This is a genomic window from Dongia soli, from assembly GCF_034044715.1.
Classification (GTDB): Bacteria; Pseudomonadota; Alphaproteobacteria; order Dongiales; family Dongiaceae; genus Dongia_B; species Dongia_B soli.
Genome location: NZ_JAXCLW010000005.1, coordinates 12,987 through 35,270, shown reverse-complemented (window position 1 = coordinate 35,270; position 22,284 = coordinate 12,987). Strand labels below are relative to the sequence as shown.

At 60.0% G+C, this 22,284-nt stretch carries 26 protein-coding genes; 20 read left to right on the top strand and 6 right to left on the bottom strand.

The window, feature by feature from the left end; all coding sequences use genetic code 11:
- Positions 1–92: 92 nt before the first annotated feature.
- Positions 93–482 (bottom strand): hypothetical protein, encoded by a 390-nt coding sequence (locus SMD27_RS16920; protein ID WP_320509603.1) that lies wholly within the window; start codon positions 480–482, stop codon positions 93–95.
- Between the two features lie 315 nt (positions 483–797).
- Between SMD27_RS16920 and SMD27_RS16915 the strand changes: the two genes are divergently transcribed.
- The 7 genes from SMD27_RS16915 to SMD27_RS16885 all read left to right on the top strand — a co-directional run bounded on the left by SMD27_RS16915 (position 798) and on the right by SMD27_RS16885 (position 3,864).
- Complete coding sequence (locus tag SMD27_RS16915; RefSeq protein ID WP_320509602.1) at positions 798–1,010, top strand: hypothetical protein; 213 nt, start codon at positions 798–800, stop codon at positions 1,008–1,010.
- A 45-nt stretch (positions 1,011–1,055) separates the two neighbouring features.
- Positions 1,056–1,280: a hypothetical protein gene (locus SMD27_RS16910; RefSeq protein WP_320509601.1), complete on the top strand. Its 225-nt coding sequence runs from the start codon at positions 1,056–1,058 to the stop codon at positions 1,278–1,280.
- A gap of 5 nt (positions 1,281–1,285) precedes the next feature.
- Positions 1,286–1,471, top strand: coding sequence for a hypothetical protein (locus tag SMD27_RS16905; RefSeq protein WP_320509600.1), 186 nt, complete (start codon positions 1,286–1,288; stop codon positions 1,469–1,471).
- A gap of 34 nt (positions 1,472–1,505) precedes the next feature.
- A complete protein-coding gene (locus tag SMD27_RS16900; RefSeq protein ID WP_320509599.1) occupies positions 1,506–1,937 on the top strand; it encodes a hypothetical protein in 432 nt (143 codons plus the stop codon).
- A 130-nt stretch (positions 1,938–2,067) separates the two neighbouring features.
- Complete coding sequence (locus SMD27_RS16895; RefSeq protein ID WP_320509598.1) at positions 2,068–2,730, top strand: SOS response-associated peptidase; 663 nt, start codon at positions 2,068–2,070, stop codon at positions 2,728–2,730.
- Between the two features lie 14 nt (positions 2,731–2,744).
- Positions 2,745–3,077, top strand: coding sequence for a hypothetical protein (locus SMD27_RS16890; protein ID WP_320509597.1), 333 nt, complete (start codon positions 2,745–2,747; stop codon positions 3,075–3,077).
- A gap of 175 nt (positions 3,078–3,252) precedes the next feature.
- Positions 3,253–3,864, top strand: a complete 612-nt coding sequence (locus SMD27_RS16885) for a glutathione S-transferase family protein (protein ID WP_320509596.1) — start codon at positions 3,253–3,255, stop codon at positions 3,862–3,864.
- An 890-nt stretch (positions 3,865–4,754) separates the two neighbouring features.
- On the opposite strand, the gene SMD27_RS16880 is transcribed toward SMD27_RS16885, so the two are convergent.
- Both SMD27_RS16880 and SMD27_RS16875 read right to left on the bottom strand, forming a co-directional pair.
- Positions 4,755–5,270 carry a YciE/YciF ferroxidase family protein gene (locus SMD27_RS16880; protein WP_320509595.1) on the bottom strand — a complete coding sequence of 172 codons (516 nt, stop codon included), beginning with the start codon at positions 5,268–5,270 and terminating at the stop codon, positions 4,755–4,757.
- Positions 5,271–5,404: 134 nt separating this feature from the next.
- Entirely contained in the window at positions 5,405–7,204 is a 1,800-nt protein-coding gene (locus SMD27_RS16875) for an ABC transporter ATP-binding protein (RefSeq protein ID WP_320509594.1), read from the bottom strand.
- A 349-nt stretch (positions 7,205–7,553) separates the two neighbouring features.
- Here SMD27_RS16875 and SMD27_RS16870 point away from each other — a divergent pair, with 349 nt between their 5' ends.
- On the top strand, positions 7,554–8,651 hold the full coding sequence (locus tag SMD27_RS16870; protein ID WP_320509593.1) for a glycosyltransferase family 4 protein: 1,098 nt from the start codon (positions 7,554–7,556) through the stop codon (positions 8,649–8,651).
- Positions 8,652–8,997: 346 nt separating this feature from the next.
- On the opposite strand, the gene SMD27_RS16865 is transcribed toward SMD27_RS16870, so the two are convergent.
- Entirely contained in the window at positions 8,998–9,624 is a 627-nt protein-coding gene (locus SMD27_RS16865; protein WP_320509592.1) for a TetR/AcrR family transcriptional regulator, read from the bottom strand.
- 130 nt (positions 9,625–9,754) lie between these two features.
- Here SMD27_RS16865 and SMD27_RS16860 point away from each other — a divergent pair, with 130 nt between their 5' ends.
- Positions 9,755–11,119, top strand: coding sequence for an MFS transporter (locus tag SMD27_RS16860; protein ID WP_320509591.1), 1,365 nt, complete (start codon positions 9,755–9,757; stop codon positions 11,117–11,119).
- A 9-nt stretch (positions 11,120–11,128) separates the two neighbouring features.
- Here the strand turns inward: SMD27_RS16860 and SMD27_RS16855 are convergent, their stop codons facing one another.
- Positions 11,129–11,650: an SRPBCC family protein gene (locus SMD27_RS16855; protein ID WP_320509590.1), complete on the bottom strand. Its 522-nt coding sequence runs from the start codon at positions 11,648–11,650 to the stop codon at positions 11,129–11,131.
- Positions 11,651–11,981: 331 nt separating this feature from the next.
- Between SMD27_RS16855 and SMD27_RS16850 the strand changes: the two genes are divergently transcribed.
- The 4 genes from SMD27_RS16850 (at position 11,982) to SMD27_RS16835 (ending at position 14,931) form a co-directional block, all read left to right on the top strand.
- On the top strand, positions 11,982–12,224 hold the full coding sequence (locus SMD27_RS16850) for a hypothetical protein (protein WP_320509589.1): 243 nt from the start codon (positions 11,982–11,984) through the stop codon (positions 12,222–12,224).
- 619 nt (positions 12,225–12,843) lie between these two features.
- Complete coding sequence (locus tag SMD27_RS16845; RefSeq protein ID WP_320509588.1) at positions 12,844–13,137, top strand: hypothetical protein; 294 nt, start codon at positions 12,844–12,846, stop codon at positions 13,135–13,137.
- Positions 13,138–13,315: 178 nt separating this feature from the next.
- Positions 13,316–14,068 carry a hypothetical protein gene (locus tag SMD27_RS16840; protein WP_320509587.1) on the top strand — a complete coding sequence of 251 codons (753 nt, stop codon included), beginning with the start codon at positions 13,316–13,318 and terminating at the stop codon, positions 14,066–14,068.
- 134 nt (positions 14,069–14,202) lie between these two features.
- Entirely contained in the window at positions 14,203–14,931 is a 729-nt protein-coding gene (locus SMD27_RS16835; RefSeq protein WP_320509586.1) for a hypothetical protein, read from the top strand.
- 26 nt (positions 14,932–14,957) lie between these two features.
- Here SMD27_RS16835 and SMD27_RS16830 read toward each other — a convergent pair whose 3' ends face one another.
- Positions 14,958–15,353: a hypothetical protein gene (locus SMD27_RS16830; protein ID WP_320509585.1), complete on the bottom strand. Its 396-nt coding sequence runs from the start codon at positions 15,351–15,353 to the stop codon at positions 14,958–14,960.
- Positions 15,354–15,761: 408 nt separating this feature from the next.
- Between SMD27_RS16830 and SMD27_RS16825 the strand changes: the two genes are divergently transcribed.
- The 7 genes from SMD27_RS16825 to SMD27_RS16795 all read left to right on the top strand — a co-directional run bounded on the left by SMD27_RS16825 (position 15,762) and on the right by SMD27_RS16795 (position 22,016).
- Entirely contained in the window at positions 15,762–16,046 is a 285-nt protein-coding gene (locus SMD27_RS16825) for a hypothetical protein (protein ID WP_320509584.1), read from the top strand.
- 241 nt (positions 16,047–16,287) lie between these two features.
- Positions 16,288–16,932 carry a helix-turn-helix domain-containing protein gene (locus SMD27_RS16820; protein WP_320509583.1) on the top strand — a complete coding sequence of 215 codons (645 nt, stop codon included), beginning with the start codon at positions 16,288–16,290 and terminating at the stop codon, positions 16,930–16,932.
- Between the two features lie 59 nt (positions 16,933–16,991).
- Positions 16,992–17,531, top strand: a complete 540-nt coding sequence (locus SMD27_RS16815; RefSeq protein WP_320509582.1) for a DinB family protein — start codon at positions 16,992–16,994, stop codon at positions 17,529–17,531.
- Between the two features lie 133 nt (positions 17,532–17,664).
- Positions 17,665–18,534, top strand: coding sequence for a hypothetical protein (locus SMD27_RS16810; RefSeq protein WP_320509581.1), 870 nt, complete (start codon positions 17,665–17,667; stop codon positions 18,532–18,534).
- Entirely contained in the window at positions 18,531–18,950 is a 420-nt protein-coding gene (locus SMD27_RS16805) for a DOPA 4,5-dioxygenase family protein (RefSeq protein ID WP_320509580.1), read from the top strand. Before SMD27_RS16810 ends, SMD27_RS16805 begins: the two co-directional genes overlap by 4 nt.
- A 288-nt stretch (positions 18,951–19,238) precedes the next feature.
- The gene (locus tag SMD27_RS16800; RefSeq protein ID WP_320509579.1) at positions 19,239–19,709 is read left to right on the top strand and encodes a (2Fe-2S)-binding protein; all 471 of its coding nucleotides are present in this window, start codon (positions 19,239–19,241) and stop codon (positions 19,707–19,709) included.
- Positions 19,710–19,721: 12 nt separating this feature from the next.
- A complete protein-coding gene (locus tag SMD27_RS16795) occupies positions 19,722–22,016 on the top strand; it encodes a xanthine dehydrogenase family protein molybdopterin-binding subunit (protein WP_320509578.1) in 2,295 nt (764 codons plus the stop codon).
- Positions 22,017–22,284 lie beyond the last annotated feature (268 nt).

Sequence of the window (22,284 nt, the reverse complement as noted above, 5' to 3'; positions counted from 1 at the left end):
GGAGACCTCCGAACAGGGCCGAAGCGTGAAGCTGCGTGCGACGGAGATTGGAAGTCTTGATCAGCAGGCCGGCTCAAACATAGGACGGGCGATCACATCGCATTGGCAATGAGCGTGGCGATGCCGCCGGCGGCCGAGGGCTTGCCGACTTTCGCCTGCTCCTGCTTCTGCATCTGGTCCTTCTGCATCTGCGCCTTGAGATCGGCAGCCATCTGCTTGGTGATCGCCTCGCGCTGATCCGCCGGCATGGCGTTCAGTTCTTCCTGCGTCAGGTTATGCTGCTTCAGCCAGGCATCGACCATGCGCTGGGCCGGGGTCTTTTTCATGTAATCGAGGAAGTCCTGGGCGGGCTGGCTCAGCCCGCTTTGATCGCCCAGCCCGGTCGTCTTCTTGTCGTCATCCTTTGGGGTCGTGGTATCGCTGACCTTTTGGATGAGGAGCTTGCTTGCCATCGAAGCCGAAAAAGAATTCGCGACCTGCACCGGATCCTCCTGTTCTCTGCCGCCGCTGGTGGTCCCATAGACGGACAGGCTCTTTGCCCTTCAGGAGCAGGTTTCGTGCCAGTAAATATCCCGGAAAATCAGGCGGCAAGCCTGATGAGGCGCCGCTGCCCGGCACAATTTACCCGGTAAAATCTGCCGGCCGGGCAATATTTCAGCGATAGGAGCCGGCCGCGCTGGGTGCCGTTTATCGTCCAATTCTTCGAATCTTCTTACGGTTCCTGCAACTGCCGGTCGATTGACTCGCCCGGGCCCCCCGGCGCATTCTTTGTGAGAACAAAAAGAGAACAATAGACCATGCGTTCGACTTACCTGATTGCCCGGTTTCGCGACCTGGAAGAAGGCGACTGGCTGGAAGTGCGTTGCGCCTGCGGGCATGTCGGGCGCCTGCATCAGCCCGATCTCGCGCAGTTCCACTACATGACCCTGATCCGCTCTATTGAGCCGCGTTTCCGGTGCAAGCGATGCCGGCGCAGAGGCGATGTGATCGTCACCGTGATCAACCGCTGAGGATCAACCGCTGAGGATCAACGGCCGAAATGATTAGAGGATGTGATGCAGGGCGCTTTTCAACATGTCCGGCTGCGTGAGATCAGCCGCCGCGAAATGCTGGTCGCGAGCTGCCATGCCTGCGGCCATCGCAACAATATCTATCCGGCCGATGTGCCGGCGAAGATCAGCCGCGAGATCCAGCTAGCCGCTTTCGAGAAACAATTGCGCTGCCGCCGCTGTGGTCAGCGCGGCCGGGCTTCCATCACCGTCATGCAAGTGAAAGGATAAGGCCAATGATCAGCGAGGATGCCGTTCTGCGTCATGCCTGGCAGATGCTGCGCGCCAGCGGGACCGATGCCCAACAGGAGGCAACGGATTATGCCAGATCGCTGGCCGAGAAAGGTGACGAAGCGGGCAGCGAGTTGTGGCAGCGCGTTGCCACCGCCATCGGCCGGTTGCAGCAACCAAATGCCAAGTAGCGGGTTAAACGATGCCGACCGAGGGAGGGCTGTCATGATCTTCCATAACGACAATGAGTTAGCACATGCCGCCTGGGATATGATCAAGAAAGGCTGCGCCGAGCAGGACCTGCTGACCAAGGCGGAGGATATGGCCAATCGCGGCGAAGCGGATGATGCCGACAAGATGCAATGCGTTGTCGAGCGCATGGTCCGCCTGCGGAGCGATCCGCATAAGCGCCCTTGCCTGATCTGCGGCTATGGCGCCGAGGTGACGACAGATATCGAGAACGGCATCGAGCAGCATTGCACCGGCTGCGGGAGTTTCCAGGTCGAACGCAAGTTGTTCGAGGAGTGGCGCGATCAGCCGGGTGGCTATCACGCGCTGCGCCGCAAGATGCTGTCTTATATCAGCCATTGCAATCTGCGCGGCCTGACCCCGACATTGGATGCGGCGACGCTCGACCATCTCCGGCGCTGGCGTTAACCGCATCCGTTAACGCAAACCTGCTGGCAGGGTCGTTCCCATCCTGCGATACTGGCCGCTTGGTAAGACGTGCTCCTGACCAAACCTGCGCTGATCACACTGGCAGCAATTGGCGTTTGAGGAGATTGCGATGCCCGGTCGCTACATCTTTACCTCCAGTGACGAAGCCGTGCGAGAATGCTTCCGGCCGCGCAACGAGATCGACCTCGAACCACGCTATAATATCGCCCCGACCCAGCAGGTCCCGGTCCTGCGGCAAACCACTGAGGGACGCGAACTCGTCTATATGCGCTGGGGCTTGCTGCCCTTCTGGTTGAAGGAAATGCCGAAAGGCGCACCGGTCATCGCGGCCAGATCGGAGAATGCCGCCACCTCGCCGATGTTTCGCATGGCCATGACCAAGCGCCGCTGCCTGATGCTAGCGGACGGCTTCTATGAATGGCAGGTGGTCGGCAAGGAAAAGCGGCCCTGGCTGTTCCACCTGAAAGATAACGGCCCCTTCGCTTTCGCCGCCATCTGGGAAGACTGGACTCCGCCCGATGGCGAGAAGATCGAAAGCTGCGCCTTGTTCACCACGGAATCCAATGGCCTGATCTCACCGATCCATGAACGCATGCCGGTCATCCTGCCGCCGGATCAATATGAGGCCTGGCTGTCACCGGCAACATCGCTTATGAAAGCTGTCGACATGATGCGCGCCTTTCCATCGGCCCAGATGCAGGCGCACCAGGTCGGCAAGGCGGTGAGCAGCGTGAAGGCAGCCGGCGCCGAGCTGATTGCTCCCCTTCACTAACACGAAAGCAACAGATGCCACGTTCCAGCAAAGCCTTCCTCGTTCCCGCCCTCTCGCTTGTCATCACCGCCCTGCCAGCGATCCTCATATCGGCCAACGCCTCATCGACCGATGCCTGGCAGCAACTGGCCGACAAGATGCGGAAGGCCTGCCTCGCCAAAGCAGAGCTGAAATCGGCGAAGCTGACCTGGAGCGATCTCTATTTCGAAAACCAGGCGGTGGCCCTCATCGACGGCAGGTGGCCGCAAAAGCACATGAACAACCAGCGCGGCGCCATGCTCTGCCTCTATGACAAGAAGACCGGGAAGGTCGAAGTCCAGGAATTCGATGTCCGATTGCTGAAATAACCCGCTATTCTCCGGCACGGGGATAGCAGAGGATAGATCCGATGGCGCCACCTTCTTGCGGATGGTATTTCACCTCGACACCGGCCGGTTTCGCGATGCAAGCTTTCGACGTGCAACAGCGCGTCGGCGTGCTTTAGCCATCACCACCAACACCTCGTTCTCATGCGGAGACATCATGCTGAAGCTGTACTATTCCCCAGGTAGCTGCGCCCTCGCCTCTCGGATCGCTCTCGAAGAGGCCGACGCTCCCTATGAACTCGTGCGGCTGGATTTTTCCAAGAGCGAGCAGCGCGGCGCCGACTATCTCAAGATCAACCCCAAAGGCCGCGTGCCGGCTTTGTCGACCGATCGCGGCGTGCTGACTGAAAATCCGGCGATCCTTGCTTACATCGCGCAGAGCTTCCCAGCGGCCAAGCTTGCGCCGCTCGACGACGCCTTCGCCTTCGGTCAGGTCCAGGCCTTCAACGCCTATCTCGCCGCGACCGTGCATGTCGCCCATGCCCATGGTCCGCGCGGCTCGCGCTGGGCCGACGATCCGGCCGCCATCGCGGAGATGAAGCGCAAGGTCCCCGAAACCGTGGCCGCCTGTTTCGAATTGATCGAAGAAGCGCTGCCTCAAGGCGGCTGGGTAATGGGCGGGCAATATACGATCTGCGACCCCTATCTCTTCACCATTGCCTCTTGGCTGGAAAGCGATGGTGTCGATGTAACCCGGTTCCCCAAGGTCCTCGATCACCGCAACCGCATGGCCGAGCGTCCGGCCGTGAAGAAAGCCCAGGCTATCTGACGAGGCCGGCATAACGGTAGGTGGAAGAAGACCGGGCGTAAATCGGATCGGAGCTAACTCCGACGTCGTTATTGATTCGGCGAGCGCCACGCCTGAGCTTTTCGTACTGTTCGTGGGTAGATGGGGCGAACAAGCCCCGCGCCAACCAGGGAACAGTCGAATGTTCCTCGGGGCAACCAAGCCCGGCTTCCTTCCATTATTTTCCACCGGAACCATTTGACGCATGCAAGGTTTTGGCAGCGGAGGCTTGGCTCTCAGTTACGTTGGATCCTCGCACCAGCGGACTGGCCTCCTGTCCGTAGTACCTAACGGTCCTACCAGCCCCGACTCAGCCGGAAACGGCGATGCTGCGATGAACTCCTCCATATTCAGCGCGCAGCCGTTTCCGTCTTTTTTGGTAACGCCATTCCATTGCATTCGCCTTGCCCGGTCGCAACCGCAAGCTTTCCCAGCTTGCGATAAGGATGAATGAGTGACGAAGCTCCCAATACCGCGACGCGATTCCATCGCGCGCATCGGCTCGTGATCTGGATGGGTCTGCAGCGCGGCGCCGGCCATGGAAAGGGACGAGGATGGCCCAGAACAACAATTAGGGCGACCGGCAACGCCCGGAGCTGGGCAAAACCAAGGAATCCGCCGGTACTCCCACTCACCCTCAAGGCCGCCGCCGCCCGCCGCATCGCCCTGGAAATTTACCTTTCGTGACGGCCGCAAAGGAACAAACCGTCACGGACCGTGGAATGCTGGAGCCGCCTCGGAGGCTCTGTTCTTTTGGCTGGCCGCGCTCGGTGCGCGTCACGGCGCCCCGCCTGGGTCTAAAGGGGAGAGCAGCCTGACGGCAATGCCGGCGGATCTTTGTCGCAGGACTTGCCCGATGCGGACGGGTTCGTTCAAGCCGCAGCCCTTCTGCCCGCCCCGGCTTTTTTGTTCGCTGCCGATTGGGCGATCTTGGTGAGAAGCTTGTCGGTGCGCTTTTCTTCTTCCAAGGTCTCATCCAAAAGCGTACCCGCCTCGTTCATGCCGAGCGTTTTTGCCCACACCTTCAATGTCCCATAACGGGAGATTTCATAATGTTCGACCGCTTGCGCGGCTGCCAATAAGCCGGCATCGACGGCGTCGCTGCCTTCATATTCCGCAATCACCTGCTCGCCTTCGGCGATCATGCCATCGATTGCGTCGCAGGTTTTCCCCTGGGGCCGTTTGCCAAGCATCTCGAACACCTGTTCCAACCGCTCGATCTGACCTTCGGTCTCGTCTCGATGGGTCAAAAAAGCTTCCTCAAGCTGCGTCACGGTCGAGGCCTTCGCCATCTTCGGCAGGGCTTTTAATATTTTTTTCTCGGCGTAGTAGATGTCCTTCAAGCCGTCGAGAAAAAGGTCGTCGAGCGCTTTCATTTTTCGGGCCATGATTGCCTCCTCTTAGATGCGTGTAGCCTAAGAAGCCGGCATCGCCATGTTGGTTCCAAATTGCTGTTGGGTGAAGCGGAACGCAGTGCCTGGACCGTAGCAGCCGCGTACGCGGCGATGCGCCTCTGGCCAGCTTAGCCCGCCGAAGCCGCGCGAACCTCCTGCTCGCTCTCGGCCGATTGCAGAAGGCGGCTTCGTTCCCGTTGGATCAAATCGCGATAAGGCCCCTTTTGCTGCATCAGCAAGCTGGGCGGGCCGTCCTGGATGACACGCCCTGTCCGCAGAACGACGATACGGTCAAAGCCCCGCAGCGTCGAAAGACGGTGTGCGATGGCGATCACCGTACGGCCTTGCATGAGACGGTCGAGCGCCTGGCGGATTTCCTCTTCGGATTCGCTGTCGAGCGAAGACGTCGCTTCGTCGAGCAGCAGGATCGGTGCGTCCTTCAGCAAAGCCCGGGCAATGGCGATACGCTGGCGCTGCCCACCCGAGAGCTTTACCCCGCGATCGCCCACCACCGTGGCGAAACCTTCGGGCAAAGCCAGGATGAAGTCCAGGCACTGGGCTGCTGTCGCAGCTTGATAGACTTCGTCATCGGTCGCATCGGGCCGGCCATAGCGGATATTCTCCATGACCGAACGGTGGAACAACGAAATATCCTGCGGCACGATGGTGATTGCCTCGCGCAGGCTCTCCTGGGTGATCAGGGAGATATCGGCGCCGTCGATCAGGATACGGCCGCCCTGGATGTCGTAGAAGCGTTGCAGCAGAGCGAACAGAGTGGATTTGCCGCTGCCCGATTCACCCACCAGGCCGATGCGCTGGCCGGCACCGAGATCGATATCGAATTTCCCGAAAACCCGGCGCCCTTTCGGATAGGCGAAATCGACACTCTCGAACCGGACATGGCCGCGCCGTGGCGCCAGTTCCGAGGCCGCCGGATGGTCGTGAATCTCGTGCGGCGCCAGCAAAGTATCGATCGCTTCCGAAAACCGCGCCATGTGCTGGGTGACATCGACCAAAGCAACCGCAAGATCGCGTGAGGCATGCAGGATGGTGAAGCCCAGCGTACAGACCAAAACCACATCGCCGGTGGTGGCTTGGCCGCGTTCCCAGAGCGCGATGACCCAGGCGAGCAAGCCCAGCGTGAGAATGATGGTGACGACCGCGTGGAACAGCCGCAGTTTTTCCAGATAGAACAGGCTGTGCCGGCGTGCCGTCATTTCACGGCCGATCGTCTCGTCAAAGCGGTTGTATTCACGGTGCAAGCCGCCGAAGGCGCGCACGATCGACATGTTGGAAATGATATCCACCATCTCGCCGTCGACTGCCGCCGCCTTATCGGCAAAGCGGTGATGCAGGGGATTGCCGGCCTTCGCCATCCGGAAGATGACGAAAGAAAGTGCCAGCGCGGCGCCCATGGCGACCAGCGTTACCGGCACGCTGACGGTAAGCAGATACATGATCGCGCCGATCGTCGCCACGCAGGGCGGCAGCACGTTCCAGGACAGCATATTCTCCATGGTGAAGACCGCGTTGGAGGTCGCGGTGATGCGGCTCGACAACATGCCGGGCAGGCGATCGGCGAAATAGCTGGGCGCATGTCCTGTTAGATAGCGGAACAGGTCGCTGCGTATATCGCCTGTTACGGCAACAAACGTATAATTCGCGATCCAGCCCGCCACACGCCACAATAAGTTGTCGCCCGCTATTAACGAAATCAGCACGCCGAAGGCCAGCCACACGCGATTATCACCGCTCGCGCCCCGCGACAATGTGTCCACCAGGAACTTCACGCCATATTGTGTACTGACCGAACAGCCGACTGCGCCTAGCACCGCGGCAAGAATAAAAACATGGGAGAAGGCGCGCCGCCGCACATAAAGCAGGCAAAACGCGAAGGGGTGTTGGGCGTAGCGTGTGAGGCGTTGCATCGATTGTTCAACTCCATGCCATCTCCGGTGCACTTGAACTTGCGAGGGACAGCAAACTGCAAGGTGATATTGGGGGGAACTCTCACGAGTCCGAACGTTTAATGAGCCGAGTTCGGAATCGCGGTGGAAGTCGTTTCCCTTGGAAAATGTTCAGCGCCATATGGCGGAGTTATCGCAACACCGCAAGCGCCGTTGACACAAGCCCCCTGCTCTTCACTTCCATTTTACCTAGGCCTCGGCGGCCTCACTTCCATGTTATTTGCCACCACGGCACCCGGAGTGGAGGGTTATCGCAAAGAACAGGGCGCATTCATTTTTTCCAAAATTGGCGAAATAGGGAGTCCATTAGATGCGTATTGCGCAAATAGCCCCGCTCACTGAGGCGGTACCACCGAGCCTCTATGGCGGCACGGAACGTGTGATTTCATGGCTAACCGAAGCACTCGTTGATCTCGGCCATGACGTCACCCTTTTCGCCAGTGGTGATTCCGAGACCTCGGCAAAACTCGAGCCGATGTGGCCGCGTGCGGTGCGCCTCGACGACACCGTGCTCGATCCGATTGCCCTGCATATGGTGATGCTGGAGCGCGTCAGGCAGCGCGTCCACGAATTCGATATCCTGCACTTCCACCTCGATTACTATCCCTTCTCCCTGTTCTCGAGACAGAAGACGCCCTTCGTCACCACTTTGCACGGCCGGTTGGATTTGCCGGAACATCAGCCTGTCTTCACGACCTTCTCCTCGGCGCCGGTGATTTCGATTTCCTATGAACAGCGTCGCCCGCTGCCGCAAGCCGGATGGGTCGGCAACGTCTATCATGGCCTGCCGGAAGATCTGCTGATGCCGCAGCAAGGCAAACCGAGCTACCTCGCTTTCCTCGGCCGCATCGCGCCGGAGAAGGCTGTCGATCGCGCCATCAGCATCGCCGCTCGCTGCGGCCTGCCGCTGAAGATCGCCGCCAAAGTCGACAAGGTCGATCAGAAATACTTCCAGGAAAAAATCAAGCCGCTCATCGACACACACGACAATGTCGAATTCATCGGCGAGATCAGCGACCGGGAGAAGTCGACCTTCCTCAGCAACGCGATGGGCCTGCTGGTGCCGATCGACTGGCCGGAGCCCTTCGGCCTGGTGATGATCGAAGCCATGGCCTGCGGCACGCCGGTCGTGGCTTTCAATCGCGGATCTGTGCCGGAAGTTGTCGATAACGGCCTCACGGGATTTGTCGTCAAGAACGAGGATGAAGCGGTCGCCGCCGTCTCGCGGCTCGGCGAACTCTCGCGCGGCAGGATCCGCCAGCATTTCGAGACGCGCTTCACCGCGAAGCGCATGGCCTCGGAATATGTCGCCCTCTACAACGAACTCGCTGGCCGCACCAAGCCGACCCTGCGCCTGGTCAAGGACGCCGACAGCGCCGAACCGTTGCAGTCATTGGTCCGTCGGTAACCTTCACGCATCCAAGGGCCGCATGATGGTGCAATGCCGTCATGCGGCCCTTCTACGTCAGTCTCTTCGATGGACCCTCGATCGAGTCCGAGGGTGGCAAGCGGGCGATAGCGGATAATGTGCCATGATCATTAACGAAAGAGATGAGACCGCGTCTCACACGGCGCTCAATATCAAACTGGGTTGTCACCCTCGGGCTTGACCCGAGGGTCCACGGCAACAACTGCACGAATCCGTCGCGTACCAAACGCCGAATCAAGCCCGAGGGGTGACGAGCGAATTTGGTGCAACGTTGTGCGATGATCGTTAGATGGCGTTGCAGGCCAACGTCAGTTTTTTGTACCGCCTACTTCCCAATGCTGGCATCGATCAGCCGCTCGGCGATTTCCGCAAGCACCGAGGCCGGGCCGTCATCGCCGAAAAGCTGGCCCGAGGCATAGGTGCCTTCGAGCAGCAGTTGCAAGCCGTCACCGAGCGTGTCCGGATCGCGGGCGCCCATGTCTCTGGCCATGAGGCGCAAGCGCCGGCGCAATTCGATCTTGCTTTCCAGCGCCACGTGGCGCGCCGGATGATCGGCTGCGGGATATTCGACGGCGGCATTGGTGAGGCCGCAGCCGCGATAGCCATCCTTGCTCGCCCGCACGCCGAGTCCCCGCACATATTCCAGGAACTGCGCTTTCGCATTGCCCGGATGCATGGCGACGCAGCGATCGAAACGCTGCCAGAATTCGCCGTCGTAGTCGCGCAGGTAAGCGGCGGCCAATTCATCCTTTGAGGCAAAACTGCGATAGAGGCTGGGCTTGGTGACGCCGGCCTGGGTGACGATTTCATCGACGCCAACCGCGCGGATGCCTTCCCTGTAGAACAGTGCCCGTGCGGTCTCCCGGATGCGGTCGGCCGCCCGCACTTTCTTGGTCGCCGGTTTTTTGTCCGGCGCGCTCAGTAAATCGCTCTGGGGTTGATCCTTCTTCACTTTCACACCCGCCAAGGTGGCCGGGCCCTCTGCAGCTTATGGCGCGGTTTCGAATTTCCGCTTGACGATGTTACCGATCGGTACGTATTTTTTTTGATAGAACGTACCGGTCAGTCACATAGGGAATATAATGCAGAACCAGCCGCCCCGCCAGCCCGATACCGGAACCGGTACGACAACCGCCTTGCCCCCCGGCGGCGGCGTCTTTGGTCCGCGCCTGCTCAGCGTCTTCGGTTTTAGCCGCGGCCGCAATTACGCTTTTATCGTCGTCGCCGTGATCTTCGCCTCGCTGCTGATCGCCGCAGGGGTACGCGGCGCGCCGGGCGTGCTGATCCCGCCGCTGGAGCGCAGCTTCGGCTGGAGCCGCGACGTCATCTCGCTCTCTGCCGCGATCGGCATTTTCCTCTATGGCCTGATGGGGCCCTTCGCCGCCGCGCTGATGGAAAGCATCGGCTTGCGGCGCACGCTGATCGGCGCGCTTGCCTTGATGTCGGCGGCAACGGCGGCCAGTACGCTGATGACCGAGCCCTGGCATCTGATGCTGACCTGGGGTGTTCTCTCCGGCCTCGGCTCCGGTTGCGTCGCCGTGGTGCTGGGTGCCACCGTCGTCAATCGCTGGTTCAAGACCAATCGCGGCCTGATCATGGGCCTGCTGACGGCAAGCACCGCGACCGGCAATTTGATCTTCATGCCCTTCCTGGCCGCGCTGGCGCAAAACGGCGGCTGGCAGCCGGTGGTCTGGTGCGTCGCCCTCGCCTGCGCCGTCCTGATCCCCCTGGTCTTCTTTCTCCTGCCGGAACGGCCGAGCAGCATCGGCCTGCAGCCTTACGGCACGGAAGGCCATTATCAGGATCCGCCGCGCCTGCAGGCCAAGGATCTTGTGTCCCGCACGCTCGGCACTTTATGGCACGCGATGGGGCATCGCGCCTTCTGGCTGCTCTTTGCCACCTTCTTCATCTGCGGCTTCACCACCAATGGCCTGGTCGGCACACATCTGATCGCCCTTTGCGGCGATATGGGGATCCCGGAATTCCGCGCCGCCGGCCTGCTGGCGCTGATGGGGTTGTTCGATCTCTTCGGCACGACCGGGTCGGGTTGGCTGACCGATCGCTACGATCCGCGCAAACTGCTCTTCGTCTATTACGGCATCCGCGGCCTGTCCTTGGTCTACCTTCCCTATTCGGACTTTACTGTCTACAGCCTGACGATCTTCGCGGTCTTCTATGGCCTGGATTGGATCGCCACCGTGCCGCCGACCTTGCGCCTGGCCAATGAAGTCTTCGGCGACCGCGATGCGCCCATCGTCTTCGGCTGGATCGCCGCCGGTCATCAGATCGGCGCCGCCTGCGCCAGCTTCTTCGGCGGCTACATGCGGACAGTTCAGGGGAATTACGTAGATGCCTTCGTCATCGCCGGCTCTACCGGGGTGATCGCCGCCTTCCTCGCGCTGTTGATCCGCGACACCTCACGGGCACCGGCGCTCGCGACCTCATAATCTGGGCGGTCAACCGCGGATCGATTTCGCCCGCGTCTCATATTCCGGAAAGATCGCCTGCGCCCGGGGCATAAAAGGCTCGGGCCGGCGCCCGAGCAGGCGGTTCTGCAGATCTTCCAGCAGCAGATGCCAGCCGCCACCGACCGGCGCCAGCCATTCCGCCGGCAAGCGGTGATGGATCAGCGTCAACACCGTCTTCTCGCCCTGCTGGCTCAACTCGAAACAGACTTCCGTCTCCGGCGCATCGATGCCGCAGGTCGAATCCCGCCAAGTGAAGGCCAATAGCTGTGCCGGATCACAGCGCGTGACGGTGCCGTGGATCATCGGGCGCTGCGCCGCCGGCCCATCCTTCGCCAACATGTGCAGTTGCACGCGGCCGCCCAGCTTGAGATCGATTTCCGCTTCCGCCAGCCAAGTGGAGAGCTTCTCCGGTTCCGTGAGATAGGTCCACACCTGGGCCGGTTTAGCCAGCAGCACACGCACCAACCGCAAGGTATCCGTATCCGTGAAGTCGCCGAAATTGCTCATCATCTACTCCCAATATCGATGCCGCCTTCTATCGGGCGTTCGCCTCTGCCTCAGCCATCGCCTCGCTGGAACTTCGGCTGAAATCATTTGAAACCTCGTCGGGAATTTGAGTCAAATTGCCTGATGCAGGAGTCAACAGCTCAGGGCGCGTTGCATCCTCACACCGGGATACGATGGCGGCTAACAATATCGTGACCAAAGCTTCATCCGACTGCCCAAGTCTCGCCACGTTCGACATCTATCTTCCGTCCCATAGAAAGAGCCGCTGGCGAATGTCGCAACCGACGACGCAACGACAACGACCGGCGCAATGAAGAAACGAATGAGGTGCGGGATGTTCGATCAAAGCCAATCCTATGAGAGTTATCCATGCGGCTCGCAGGCCGGGCATGACAGCGACCACGAAACGCGCCGCGAGCTCAGCCTCGATGAATTGCTGGCCGATCCGATGATGCCCGTTCTATGGCATGCCCATGGCATCAGCGAAGGCGATGTGCGCCGCACCATCGCCGATGTTGCTGCGCGCCGCCATGATAATGGCCTCTGGCATCGGCACAATCAGTCACAGCACACCTGACGACAGATTACGCCTCCCCTTACGCGTCCGCCACCATCACCACGACCACGCCACCAACTACGCTCAAGCGGCCGGCTTTTCCGAAAGCCGGCCGACTCATTTGGGCTTTCGCCAAGAGGTGATCGCGTCAGGCTGGCGTCAGAAATGCGTGTGGGAAGACAGCTTCCGGGAAAATTTTCATGCTGCCGAAAAAACTTGGGAACTCCTACCGGGCACATGCGTTCATTGCCCAAGGGAACGCCAAGATGAGTCCTCCCTGTTCCTGCCGAGCGAGCCCCCAAGCGCCGGCGGACACCTTGGCGTTCCCTTGCATGCTTTCGGGCTCGGCTATCCGCCACTTTCTCGCCTCCGTTCCCCCGCCGCTTTAGCGCGCTCCTCGCCGCCACGCGTTACTGCCTGGCACACAACGCGGCCTGCAGGGTCGGCGCAGGAAATCTGCGTCCCGGCAGTATAATGTTAAGATTGCCGATTAGACTTCCTGCCACGTTCCTCTCCATTCGATTCCGTTTCCAAGCTTCCTCTTTCCCAATCATTGCCAGGAAAACGGCGAATTCCCGCCAAGATCAGCCCCCAAGCTGCCGGACATCAAACGGCAGCAAGTTCAAACAAAGGTGCCCTGATGTCGATACAGGCCATGCCCGAAAACGCACCGCAAATCGGCGGCCAGAACGGCCACCGAGCCATAGCATCAACAACATCCAATGCCGGCTTCCGCCTTGGCCGGTTTCACGGCGAAGCCACGCTCGACGATCTGATGTCGGATCCGGTGATGCCCGTGCTTTGGCAGGCGGATCATCTGAAGGAAGGCGATGTCTGGCGCCTGATCCACGAGATCGCCGACCGGCTGCGCCACCGCCGCTATCGAGCGCCATGCCCGGCCGCCCCTCATCTGGGCGATGGGGACCCCGGCTAAACCGGCTCTTTTCGGCGTGGTCGCGCCAACCGGTCTTCACGACCAAGCGGCGAATTCCTCGCATAATCTTGATCGTCAAGGCCGTTGCTTGCGAGGCGAGCTTTCCCTAGGCTTTACAACCACAGATCACATGCGCTCGTGATCAATTCGTGCGGGATGGCCTTGAGGGAGCGACGCTATGAGTGACACGGTGCCGGGGCAGTCGATGCAACGATCGACGGGTGTTCTGCTGGCGATTGCGACAGCTTCCCTTATTGCCGGCTGTTCGACGCCACCAACACCCGATGTCACAAATCCGGCCGGCCTCGGTCAGGTCAAGAAGATCGCCTTGATCACGCCGGCCGAACCGATGCTCTACGATCTCTACTGGCGGCAGGACCGCATGGTGCCGCTGGAGCAACTTCCGAAAACGAATGTGACTGGCAATGTCACGGTCGTCACCTTCCGCAATGACGTCGAGAAGCAGAAGTTGTCGATCGGCCCAGAGCTTGCCACCGATATCGCGCAGGAATTGCGCGATGACGGCTATCAGGTCACCGTCATCTCCGTGCCCAATCCCGAGACCGGCCAATTCTTGCCGGATGTCGCGGCCCTGAAAAACCGACCGGAGATTGCCGGCAGTGATGCGGTGCTCGACCTCGTCGTGCCGCAGGCCGGTTATGCCCATGCCAATCGACAACCCTATCGGCCGGCAATGCGCCTGGATGCGCGTCTGACCGAGACAGCTACCGGCCAGATCTTGCTGCAACGGACCTATTATTGCGCCGATGCATCGGCGATCCGGACCAAGGACAAGGTGGTCAGTTGCAACAACGGCTACGATTTCAAGAACGGCAGGGCCATTCTCGACGATCCGGCCCGCGCCGTCGACGGCGTCCGCGCCGCCCTGCCGGTGATGGCCAAGGTCGTGGCAGACGATATCAAGCGATAACACCGCCCTGCTGCATCTCAGGAACCGACTGCACCACCAGCCGGAATACCGCAGCGTCTTGTCGTCCTCCTCCGAAATGGATACAAAGAGTTGAATTTCAGGTGCGCGCTATCGCGCATCATTGGGGAAGTGCGATGACAAAAAATCTGAAAAGGCGGGTGAGCCGCCTGCTGCCGGCTTTGCTGGCTTTATCTTTTCTGGCCGGCTGCGCAAGCCAGTCCTTCCAGGCCAAAGAAGCCACCAACATCAAGAAGATCGCTGTGGTGAAGCCACTGGATCCCCCTTTCCTGCTCGGCGCCAATGGCGACTGGGCCAATAATGGCGGTGGTCTTCTCGGCGTGCTGACGGCCGAGGGCGTCAAAGCCGCCAATGCCGGAAAAGATTTCAATGTGAAATTCAACGGCGATATGAAGGCGCAACATCTGACGCTGGGCGCCGATCTCAGCAGCGCTTTGCAAGCCGATCTGCAAAAGCTCGGTTACACGGTGACGGTCGTCAGCCTTGCGGCCGCGCGGCCGGGCGAGCTTTCCACGGACTACAGTTCGCTGAAGGGCCAGGCGGATGCGGTGCTCGACCTGGCGATCCCGTCTGCCGGCTATGCTTATCGGACCTGGAATCCGTATGAACCCGCCGTCATGGTGCGGGCGCAATTGACCGACCTCAAAACCCAGCGCGTCCTCTATAGCGACATCTACAGCTACGCCCGTCGGCATAATGGCGGCGATACACTGCTCCAGCCCTCGAGCGGCTATGAATTCCGCAGCAAGGACGCCGTCTTCAAGGATCCGCAACGCGCGGCCAACGGCATCCGCTCCAGCGTTCAGCCGATCGCCGCGCAAATCAGCACCGCTCTAAAGCGCTAACCTTAGCGATCACGGCCAAGCGCAGCTCAGTTGCAGTTCCAATTGCCACTAATGAGCTGCGTGCATTCGGTGCCATTGCTGCCGCGATAGCCGCCGCCCAGTGTCTGTTCGAAGGTTTCGCCGCGGCTGTCGCGATAGCCGTTCATGGTTTTCTCCACGCTATAGCCGTCGCTGCGGGTCCAGTTGCCGTTCATGTTCTGGCTCCAGCTCCGGCCATTCTGATCGCTATAGCCGCCGCCGAGATTCTGGTTCCAGGTATTGCCGTAACCATCGACAGTTCCGCCATTCATCGCCTTGCCATTGCAATCGATCTGCCAGGGCTGGCAAGACGCCGCCATTGCCGGGCTCGTGCAGCTCATCCAGCCACCCGCCAATAAGACACTTATCGCGAGCCGGTTGATCTTCATTTTTCGCTCAAACATACGACGTTCCTCCTAATTCGCTGATTGACCCGTAGACCAGAATTACGTAATATCGATAATTATGCATAGAGAGAGAACATTACGTGAACATTTGACCTCTTCGCGGCGATGCGGTCAAGCGGCTCTTCGCGAAGTCAGCCCACGCTGGCGCGGCCTCGGGGAGAGGGACCCGCAGCCGCCCTCTATGACACGCGATGCGATATGCTTTCCTGCGGCAATCAAAAAAAAGTCGTGGGAATGGAAGCCTGAAGATTGATGTTACCCGCCTTCTTTGAGATAATATCAACACCCTCACACAGCAAACGGCTTGTCATGGAAACAGATACGAAAACATGCGGCGCAATGACGACAGGGGCGGCCATGAGTCAGGGAGAAGCGAGACCGGAAGATATGGCGCAGGAGCGGCAAATGCGGCGTCTCGCGGGTTCCGTCGAAGCGGCGCGTTTTCGCCATGTCGTTGAACGTTACGGTGCCGATACGCTGGAGGCGATGACGCCGGCGCAGCTGCGGGACGCCGTGCTTTATCTGCTGGCCATTGCCGGCAAGGATCCGCTCTTTGCAGCGGCGCCATCGAAATATCAGATGGAGACAAATTTAATCGATCTCGGCGCCGCCCTCATCGAAGCCCAGCGCAATTTCAAGCTGCTGGAACGCGACTTCTACCTCGCCGCTTTCGGCCGCTACGACGGCTGAGCGCTGCCCACCAGCCTTGCCGTCAATCGCCTCACGGGCCGCTTGCCCGGCTGCTTTTCGACAGCGAAGACCGCAGCTTATGCCCCCTTCTCGCTTGACGGAATAATCCGGCGCAGGTCAAATCGTTGTTTTAATTACAATAATACCATTTTACCCCGCCACAACGCTATATTTAGTAGCGTTATGGGCCAATACCAACATTCCCCTTGCGTTCCATTGTTATTTGAACAACAATGGCTTTATGAAACTACTCCCGATCAACGACCAATTTTTCCGTGACGCCCTTCAGACTGCCGGCAAGAGCCAGCGGGAAATGGCGCGCTTCATGGAACTCGATCCTTCGGCTATTACCCTGATGTTCCAGGGGCGCCGTGCCATGCAATTGACGGAAGCGCAACAGATCGCGCATTTCCTCGGCCTCGCCGTGGAAGACGTGTTACGCAATGCGGGCCTGGAATTGAGCCAGGCAGCCGGCACGGGCAATGGGATTTCTGAAAGCGGGACCGCCGCATCTTTCGCGGGGCCGATCCCCTTGATCGGCACGGTCGATGGGAGCGGCGAAATCCGCCAGGACGGCAAAGCGCCGAAACAGCAGGTTGATGCCCCGTCCCGTTTGCCGCAAGGTGCGGTCGCCATCCGTGCAATCGGCGATGTCTTCCGCCCGGTCCTGATGCGCGGCAGCCTGCTCTATTTCAAGCCCAGCGAAACGGTGGAGCCCAGCGCCATCGGCCGCCTCTCAGTCGTCCGTCTCGGCAACAAGAAGCTGATCCTCGGCCATGTCGCCCCCGGCTTCGATTTCGATCGCTATACCTTGACCGACGGCAATGGCGAAAAGGAGAACATCGCCCTCCTCTCGGCAACGCCGGTTCTGTGGATCAAACCGTAAAGCGCGCGGTTACGTCCCCGGTATAGCTCGCACCGGCACAGCTCGATATGGAGATTGCCATGCCATCGCTCCTCAATCATTTCCGCGCCATGGCCCGCAACAATGCCTGGTCGAATGCGCGCCTCCTGGATGCCTGCGCTAAATTGAGCGATGCCGATTTTTCTGCCAGGCGGATCAGCTTTTTTCCTTCGCTGCAGGCGACGCTCAATCACATCCTCATCGTCGACCGCAATTATCTCGCCGATATGCGGGGCACCGGCCGGCCCTATTTTGACGAGGAGATTCTATATTCCACCATGGCGGAACTGGCGCCGGCGCAACGCGAGACCGACCGGCAGTTGATCGCCTTCTGCGACAGCCTCGGCGAGAGCGATCTGGAGCGGATCGTGGCCATCGACCGGCGCGACGGCGTCGATTATCGCGAAACTATCGGCGATATCCTCGCCCATCTCTACGTGCATCAGATCCATCATCGCGGCCAGGCCCATGCCATGCTGGCCGGTACTGATGTGGCTCCACCGCAGCTCGACGAATTCTTCCTGGCTTCCGACGCACCGCAACGCGAGGCCGACTTGCAGCGTCTCAAGATCGGTTGGTGAGAGGCTGGCTTTCGATCGGACGGATGGCGTAATCTGTGCCGGGGCGCGCATCCAGGGAATGCGCGGATAAGTTGGGGGAAACATGGTGGGTGAAGCGGCGAGAGGCCCTCGTCCTGAAACATTGAGATATTCGGTGTTTCTTTTTCGACAAGCTTTCCGCGATGCCGGAGCGTTTTCGCGGCGGCATTTTCTGCCACTTTTTCTCATCATGCTCTGCGGGGCCGCACCGAGATTCTTTCTTGTAACACCGGGCAGCCCGGCCGAATACGGCCTGCCGCCAAGTTTAAACACGAATTTCATTGATTATCTGATCCAGGCGGCGATCATCCTGCCTTCGGTCTTCACCAGCCTGGTCGTGATCTTCGCCAGCCTGCAATATCTCGATAGTTTCCGGGTCGATTACAAGGCAGCCCTGCAATGGGCGGTTCGCCGCGTCTTGATCGTTTGCGTCGCTCTAGGATTGCTTCTCTTTTTTACCGGCCTGCTGATTTTTGCTGTGGCGCTCGCCATCGCCCTGGTGGGCCATGGTTTTGTCGCCGGGAAGGGCTTCATCAACAGCTTGATCGGCCTTTGGGCCGGCTTCTCGCTGATCGGGTTCTATATCAGCTTCATCATCTTCACGCCTGTCGTCGCTATTGAACGGCGTGGTTTCTGGCCAAGTGTCCGGCAGGCTCTTTTCCTCACGCGCGGCCGCCGCTGGAAACTCCTTCTCATCTTCTTCGCCGCCATCGGCGGTTATATGGCAATCGCCGGCTGCGTTTCGCTTATCGGTATCATTCCTTCGGTGGCTGAAATCCTGCCCTCCCGCATCGGTGACTATGCCGCAATTATCGAGACGGCCATCACCAGCTATTTGACGACGACGCTGCAGGCCGTGTTGTATTATCGTCTGCGCCAGATCGAGGAGGATCCGCTGACATCCGTCGAGCTGATCCCGATGATCGGGTCCTCGCATCCAGCTAAGGCCTTGGCGGCGCGAAACGACGGGACACAACAGCAATGACACAGCCAAAACGCATCGCCGAGATCGCCTCCTATCACGCGCATATCTATTACGATGTGGCCAAGACCAAGGGTGATGCGGAAATCCTGCGCCGGCAGATCGCCGAGCGCTTTGTTGTACGGGTCGGCAATTGGCATGACGAGTTGGTGGGACCGCATCTGAAATCGATGTACCAGATCGCCTTCGCCGTCGAGGTCTTCCCCCAGCTCGTGCCCTGGCTGATGCTGAACCATCGCGGTCTCAGCATCATCATTCATCCCAATACCGACCGGCCGCGCGATGATCATATTGTCCACGCGCTTTGGATCGGCGAGAAGCTGCCGGTCAAGGAGGATAGTTTGCCGGAGACGATTGGAGCGGATGAAGAGCCGGAGAGGTTGGGGCCGAACACAACACCCAGCGTTACGGAAATCTGACGCTACCCGCGTGCCATCGCCGCTTCGTCCTTCTGTCATCGATCTTTATCCCTATTGGGCCTTCATCCACTAGACAGTCTCACAGATTTGTGAGAGCCTTTTCCTTCCTGTGAAAGATATCAGACGGCTTCTTCCGGCCCCCAGCGCTGGCGCATTCGGCTTGACCGAGGCGAGGTGAACTGACGCCTCAATTTAAGCTGTATTGTCTTGCGCCTGCTCTCGCGTGACTTGCCGTTCTGATACATCGCCCGACAGACGGCACTTTCGTCGCGACCGAAGGGACCTGCCATGACAGCGCTCAAGATCAACGGCCAAAAATTCGATGTCGATCTTCCCGGCGACACGCCGCTGCTCTGGGTCATCCGCGAGCATCTGCAACTGACCGGCACGAAATTCGGTTGCGGCGCCGGCCTCTGCGGCGCCTGTACGGTGCATCAGAATGGGGAAGCGATCCGTTCCTGCCAGACCGCCTTGAGCGATGTCGGCGACAGCGAGATCACCACGATCGAAGGGCTCGACCCGCAAGGTCAGCATCCGCTGCAGGTGGCCTGGGTGAAGGAACAAGTGCCGCAATGCGGCTATTGCCAGTCCGGCCAGATCATGCAGGCCGCGGCCTTGCTGAAACAGACGCCGAAGCCCAGCGACGAAGAGATCGTCAATGCGATGGACGGCAATCTCTGTCGCTGCATGGCCTATATCCGCATCAAGAAGGCAATCAAATCCGTCGCCGCAGCCAATGAACAAGCCGGCGTGCAGTAAGGGAGGACGGCCATGAACGATCTCACCCCCACGACCGATAAAGGCGTTCTCGATCGTCGCGGCTTCCTGGTCGGCTCCCTGGCCAGCATCGGCCTGGTCGCCGGTTTCGGCCGCATGCCCTCGGCACAGGCCGATGTGATCCTGCCCGGCGCCGAAGATTTCGCGCCGAACCTCTGGTTTTCGATGGCGCCGGATATGACGACGACGGTCTATATCACCAAGGCGGAGATGGGCCAGCATGTCGGCACGCCTCTTGCCCAGGCGCTCGCCGAGGAGCTGGAAGTGCCCTGGGAGCATGTACGCATCGAACATGTGGACAGCGCGCCGAAATGGGGCCTCATGATCACCGGCGGCTCGACCAGCGTGAATACCAGTTTCGACACCATGTCGCGCGCCGGTGCCGCCGGCCGCATGGCGCTTATCAAAGCGGCAGCGAAACATTGGCAGGTGCCGGAAGGTGAATGCAGTGCCGCCGACGGCACGGTCAAGCACAGTTCGGGAAAATCGATCACCTATGGCGAGCTGATCACGCAGGGGCATATCGGCAATGCCATCGGCGAAAGTGATTGGGCGGCGATCAAGCTGAAGGAACCGGCGAACTACAAGATCGTCGGCAAGCCGATCCCTGCTCTCGACATTCCGCCCAAGACCAACGGCACCGCCCGCTACGGCATTGATGTCTTTCTGCCCGGCATGCTTTACGGCAAGCCGATCGTGCCACCAACCCGGACCGGCTCCCGCGTGACCGCCATCGACGATAGCGGCGCCAAGGGCGTCAAAGGCTATGTCAAAGCCATCAAGATCGACGATCCCAGCAAGCATTTCGATGGCTGGGTGGTGGTGACGGCAGAGACCTATCACGCCGCCAGCCAGGCCGCCGATGCGATCAAAGTCAGCTACGACACCGGTCCTAATGCGACCGCTTCGACCCAGACAATTTTCGAGGCGGCGAAGAAGCTATCGGATGATCCCAAATCCGGCGTCAGCAGCGTGAATGAGGGTCACGCAGAAGATCTCCTCGCCAAGGATGCGAACAAGCTGGACGTCGTCTATACGACCGATCCCAATTTCCATGCGACGATGGAACCGGTCAATGCCACGGCGGTGCTGGTCGATGGCACCTGCCACATCTATTGCGGCAATCAGTTCCAGACCTCGGGCATGCAGATGGTCGGCGCAGCACTCGGCATGGATCCGGCGAATGTCATCGTCCACCAGCAATTTCTCGGCGGTGGCTTCGGCCGGCGTCTCTATAGCGACTACATGATCCCCGCCGCGCTCGCTGCCAAGGCCATGGAACGGCCGGTGAAGCTGATCTACAGCCGTGCCGACGATTTCGCTTTCGATTGCGCCCGTGCGCCCAGCTACCAGGCGATGCAAGGCTCGCTCGATGCCGATGGCAAACTCGCCGCCGTGCGTCACGATGTGGTGGCGGGTTGGCCGATGGCGATGATCGCGCCGTTCTTCATGTCGACCGGTGCCGACGGCAAGACAAAGCTCGATGATTCCGCGCTCGATGGCGCCGATTTCTGGTACAGCCTGCCCAACCATCATCTGCGCGCCATCAAGAATGAACATTCCCAGGAAGTGCTGCCGCCAGGCTGGCTACGGGCCGTTGGTCCCGGCTTCACCACCTGGGCCGTCGAAAGCTTCATCGATGAAATGGCGGAAAAGGCGAAGGCCGATCCGCTCGACTTCCGCCTCAAGCATCTCGACGGCGCCGGCCGGCAGGCAGGTGGCGACACGGTGAGCAATCGCGGCGGCGCCAAGCGTCAGGCCGCCGTTCTTCAAATGGTGGCCGAGCGTTCCGGTTATGGCAAGAAAACCCTGCCCGCCGATACGGCGATCGGCCTGGCCGTCAGTGCCGGCCAAAGCCACGCTGTCCCGACTTTCGCCGCCTGTGCCGTGGAGGTCTCGGTCGATCGCCAGACCGGCGATGTGACCGTGCATAAGATCACCCAGGTGCTGGATGCCGGCCTGCCGATCAATCCTGATGGCATCATTTCGCAGATGGAGAGCGCTACCCTCTGGGGCGTCAGCATCGCCCTCCATGAGCAGGGCCAGTTTGAGAATGGCCGGATCCAGCCCGAGAACTTCGACAGCTACACGCCGCTCCGCATGTCGCAGGTCCCGGAACTGGATGTCTCCTATGTGACCGACAGTACGGAATTCCCGGTCGGCCTCGGCGAGCCGCCACTCAATGCCGTGGCCCCGGCCATCGCCAATGCGATCCATCGTGCCGTTGGAGCACGGGTCCGGTCCCTGCCGATCACGGCGGAGAGAGTGAAAGCGGCAATGGGCACATAACTTCGCATCCGAAGTTGCTGAAGTTACAACAAACCGCCGATTGTCGAAGCAGTCGGGCGGTTTGTCTTTCCCCGACTCGTTATGCCAAACCGGTTTCACGGGGCTGTGATCATTCCGTGACAAATGCAGCCGGGACGCTAGAAATTGGTCACCAATAGATAACTCACGGCAGTGGAACTATCGATCCGCCGGCACGTTTCTTTCCGACTTGGTCAACCACGGTGCGGCTCGTCCCTTCTCTGGGCTAACGGCGGACAAAAAAACCTGG

Excerpts from the sequence above, each read along its gene's own strand:
- SMD27_RS16915 (WP_320509602.1), top strand. The coding sequence starts at position 798 with ATGCGTTCGACTTACCTGATTGCCCGGTTTCGCGACCTGGAAGAAGGC.
- SMD27_RS16910 (WP_320509601.1), top strand. The coding sequence starts at position 1,056 with ATGCAGGGCGCTTTTCAACATGTCCGGCTGCGTGAGATCAGCCGCCGC.
- SMD27_RS16905 (WP_320509600.1), top strand. The coding sequence starts at position 1,286 with ATGATCAGCGAGGATGCCGTTCTGCGTCATGCCTGGCAGATGCTGCGC.
- SMD27_RS16900 (WP_320509599.1), top strand. The coding sequence starts at position 1,506 with ATGATCTTCCATAACGACAATGAGTTAGCACATGCCGCCTGGGATATG.
- SMD27_RS16895 (WP_320509598.1), top strand. The coding sequence starts at position 2,068 with ATGCCCGGTCGCTACATCTTTACCTCCAGTGACGAAGCCGTGCGAGAA.
- SMD27_RS16890 (WP_320509597.1), top strand. The coding sequence starts at position 2,745 with ATGCCACGTTCCAGCAAAGCCTTCCTCGTTCCCGCCCTCTCGCTTGTC.
- SMD27_RS16885 (WP_320509596.1), top strand. The coding sequence starts at position 3,253 with ATGCTGAAGCTGTACTATTCCCCAGGTAGCTGCGCCCTCGCCTCTCGG.
- SMD27_RS16880 (WP_320509595.1), bottom strand. The coding sequence starts at position 5,270 with ATGGCCCGAAAAATGAAAGCGCTCGACGACCTTTTTCTCGACGGCTTG.
- SMD27_RS16875 (WP_320509594.1), bottom strand. The coding sequence starts at position 7,204 with ATGCAACGCCTCACACGCTACGCCCAACACCCCTTCGCGTTTTGCCTG.
- SMD27_RS16870 (WP_320509593.1), top strand. The coding sequence starts at position 7,554 with ATGCGTATTGCGCAAATAGCCCCGCTCACTGAGGCGGTACCACCGAGC.
- SMD27_RS16860 (WP_320509591.1), top strand. The coding sequence starts at position 9,755 with ATGCAGAACCAGCCGCCCCGCCAGCCCGATACCGGAACCGGTACGACA.
- SMD27_RS16855 (WP_320509590.1), bottom strand. The coding sequence starts at position 11,650 with ATGATGAGCAATTTCGGCGACTTCACGGATACGGATACCTTGCGGTTG.
- SMD27_RS16850 (WP_320509589.1), top strand. The coding sequence starts at position 11,982 with ATGTTCGATCAAAGCCAATCCTATGAGAGTTATCCATGCGGCTCGCAG.
- SMD27_RS16845 (WP_320509588.1), top strand. The coding sequence starts at position 12,844 with ATGTCGATACAGGCCATGCCCGAAAACGCACCGCAAATCGGCGGCCAG.
- SMD27_RS16840 (WP_320509587.1), top strand. The coding sequence starts at position 13,316 with ATGAGTGACACGGTGCCGGGGCAGTCGATGCAACGATCGACGGGTGTT.
- SMD27_RS16835 (WP_320509586.1), top strand. The coding sequence starts at position 14,203 with ATGACAAAAAATCTGAAAAGGCGGGTGAGCCGCCTGCTGCCGGCTTTG.
- SMD27_RS16830 (WP_320509585.1), bottom strand. The coding sequence starts at position 15,353 with ATGTTTGAGCGAAAAATGAAGATCAACCGGCTCGCGATAAGTGTCTTA.
- SMD27_RS16825 (WP_320509584.1), top strand. The coding sequence starts at position 15,762 with ATGCGGCGTCTCGCGGGTTCCGTCGAAGCGGCGCGTTTTCGCCATGTC.
- SMD27_RS16820 (WP_320509583.1), top strand. The coding sequence starts at position 16,288 with ATGAAACTACTCCCGATCAACGACCAATTTTTCCGTGACGCCCTTCAG.
- SMD27_RS16815 (WP_320509582.1), top strand. The coding sequence starts at position 16,992 with ATGCCATCGCTCCTCAATCATTTCCGCGCCATGGCCCGCAACAATGCC.
- SMD27_RS16805 (WP_320509580.1), top strand. The coding sequence starts at position 18,531 with ATGACACAGCCAAAACGCATCGCCGAGATCGCCTCCTATCACGCGCAT.
- SMD27_RS16800 (WP_320509579.1), top strand. The coding sequence starts at position 19,239 with ATGACAGCGCTCAAGATCAACGGCCAAAAATTCGATGTCGATCTTCCC.
- SMD27_RS16795 (WP_320509578.1), top strand. The coding sequence starts at position 19,722 with ATGAACGATCTCACCCCCACGACCGATAAAGGCGTTCTCGATCGTCGC.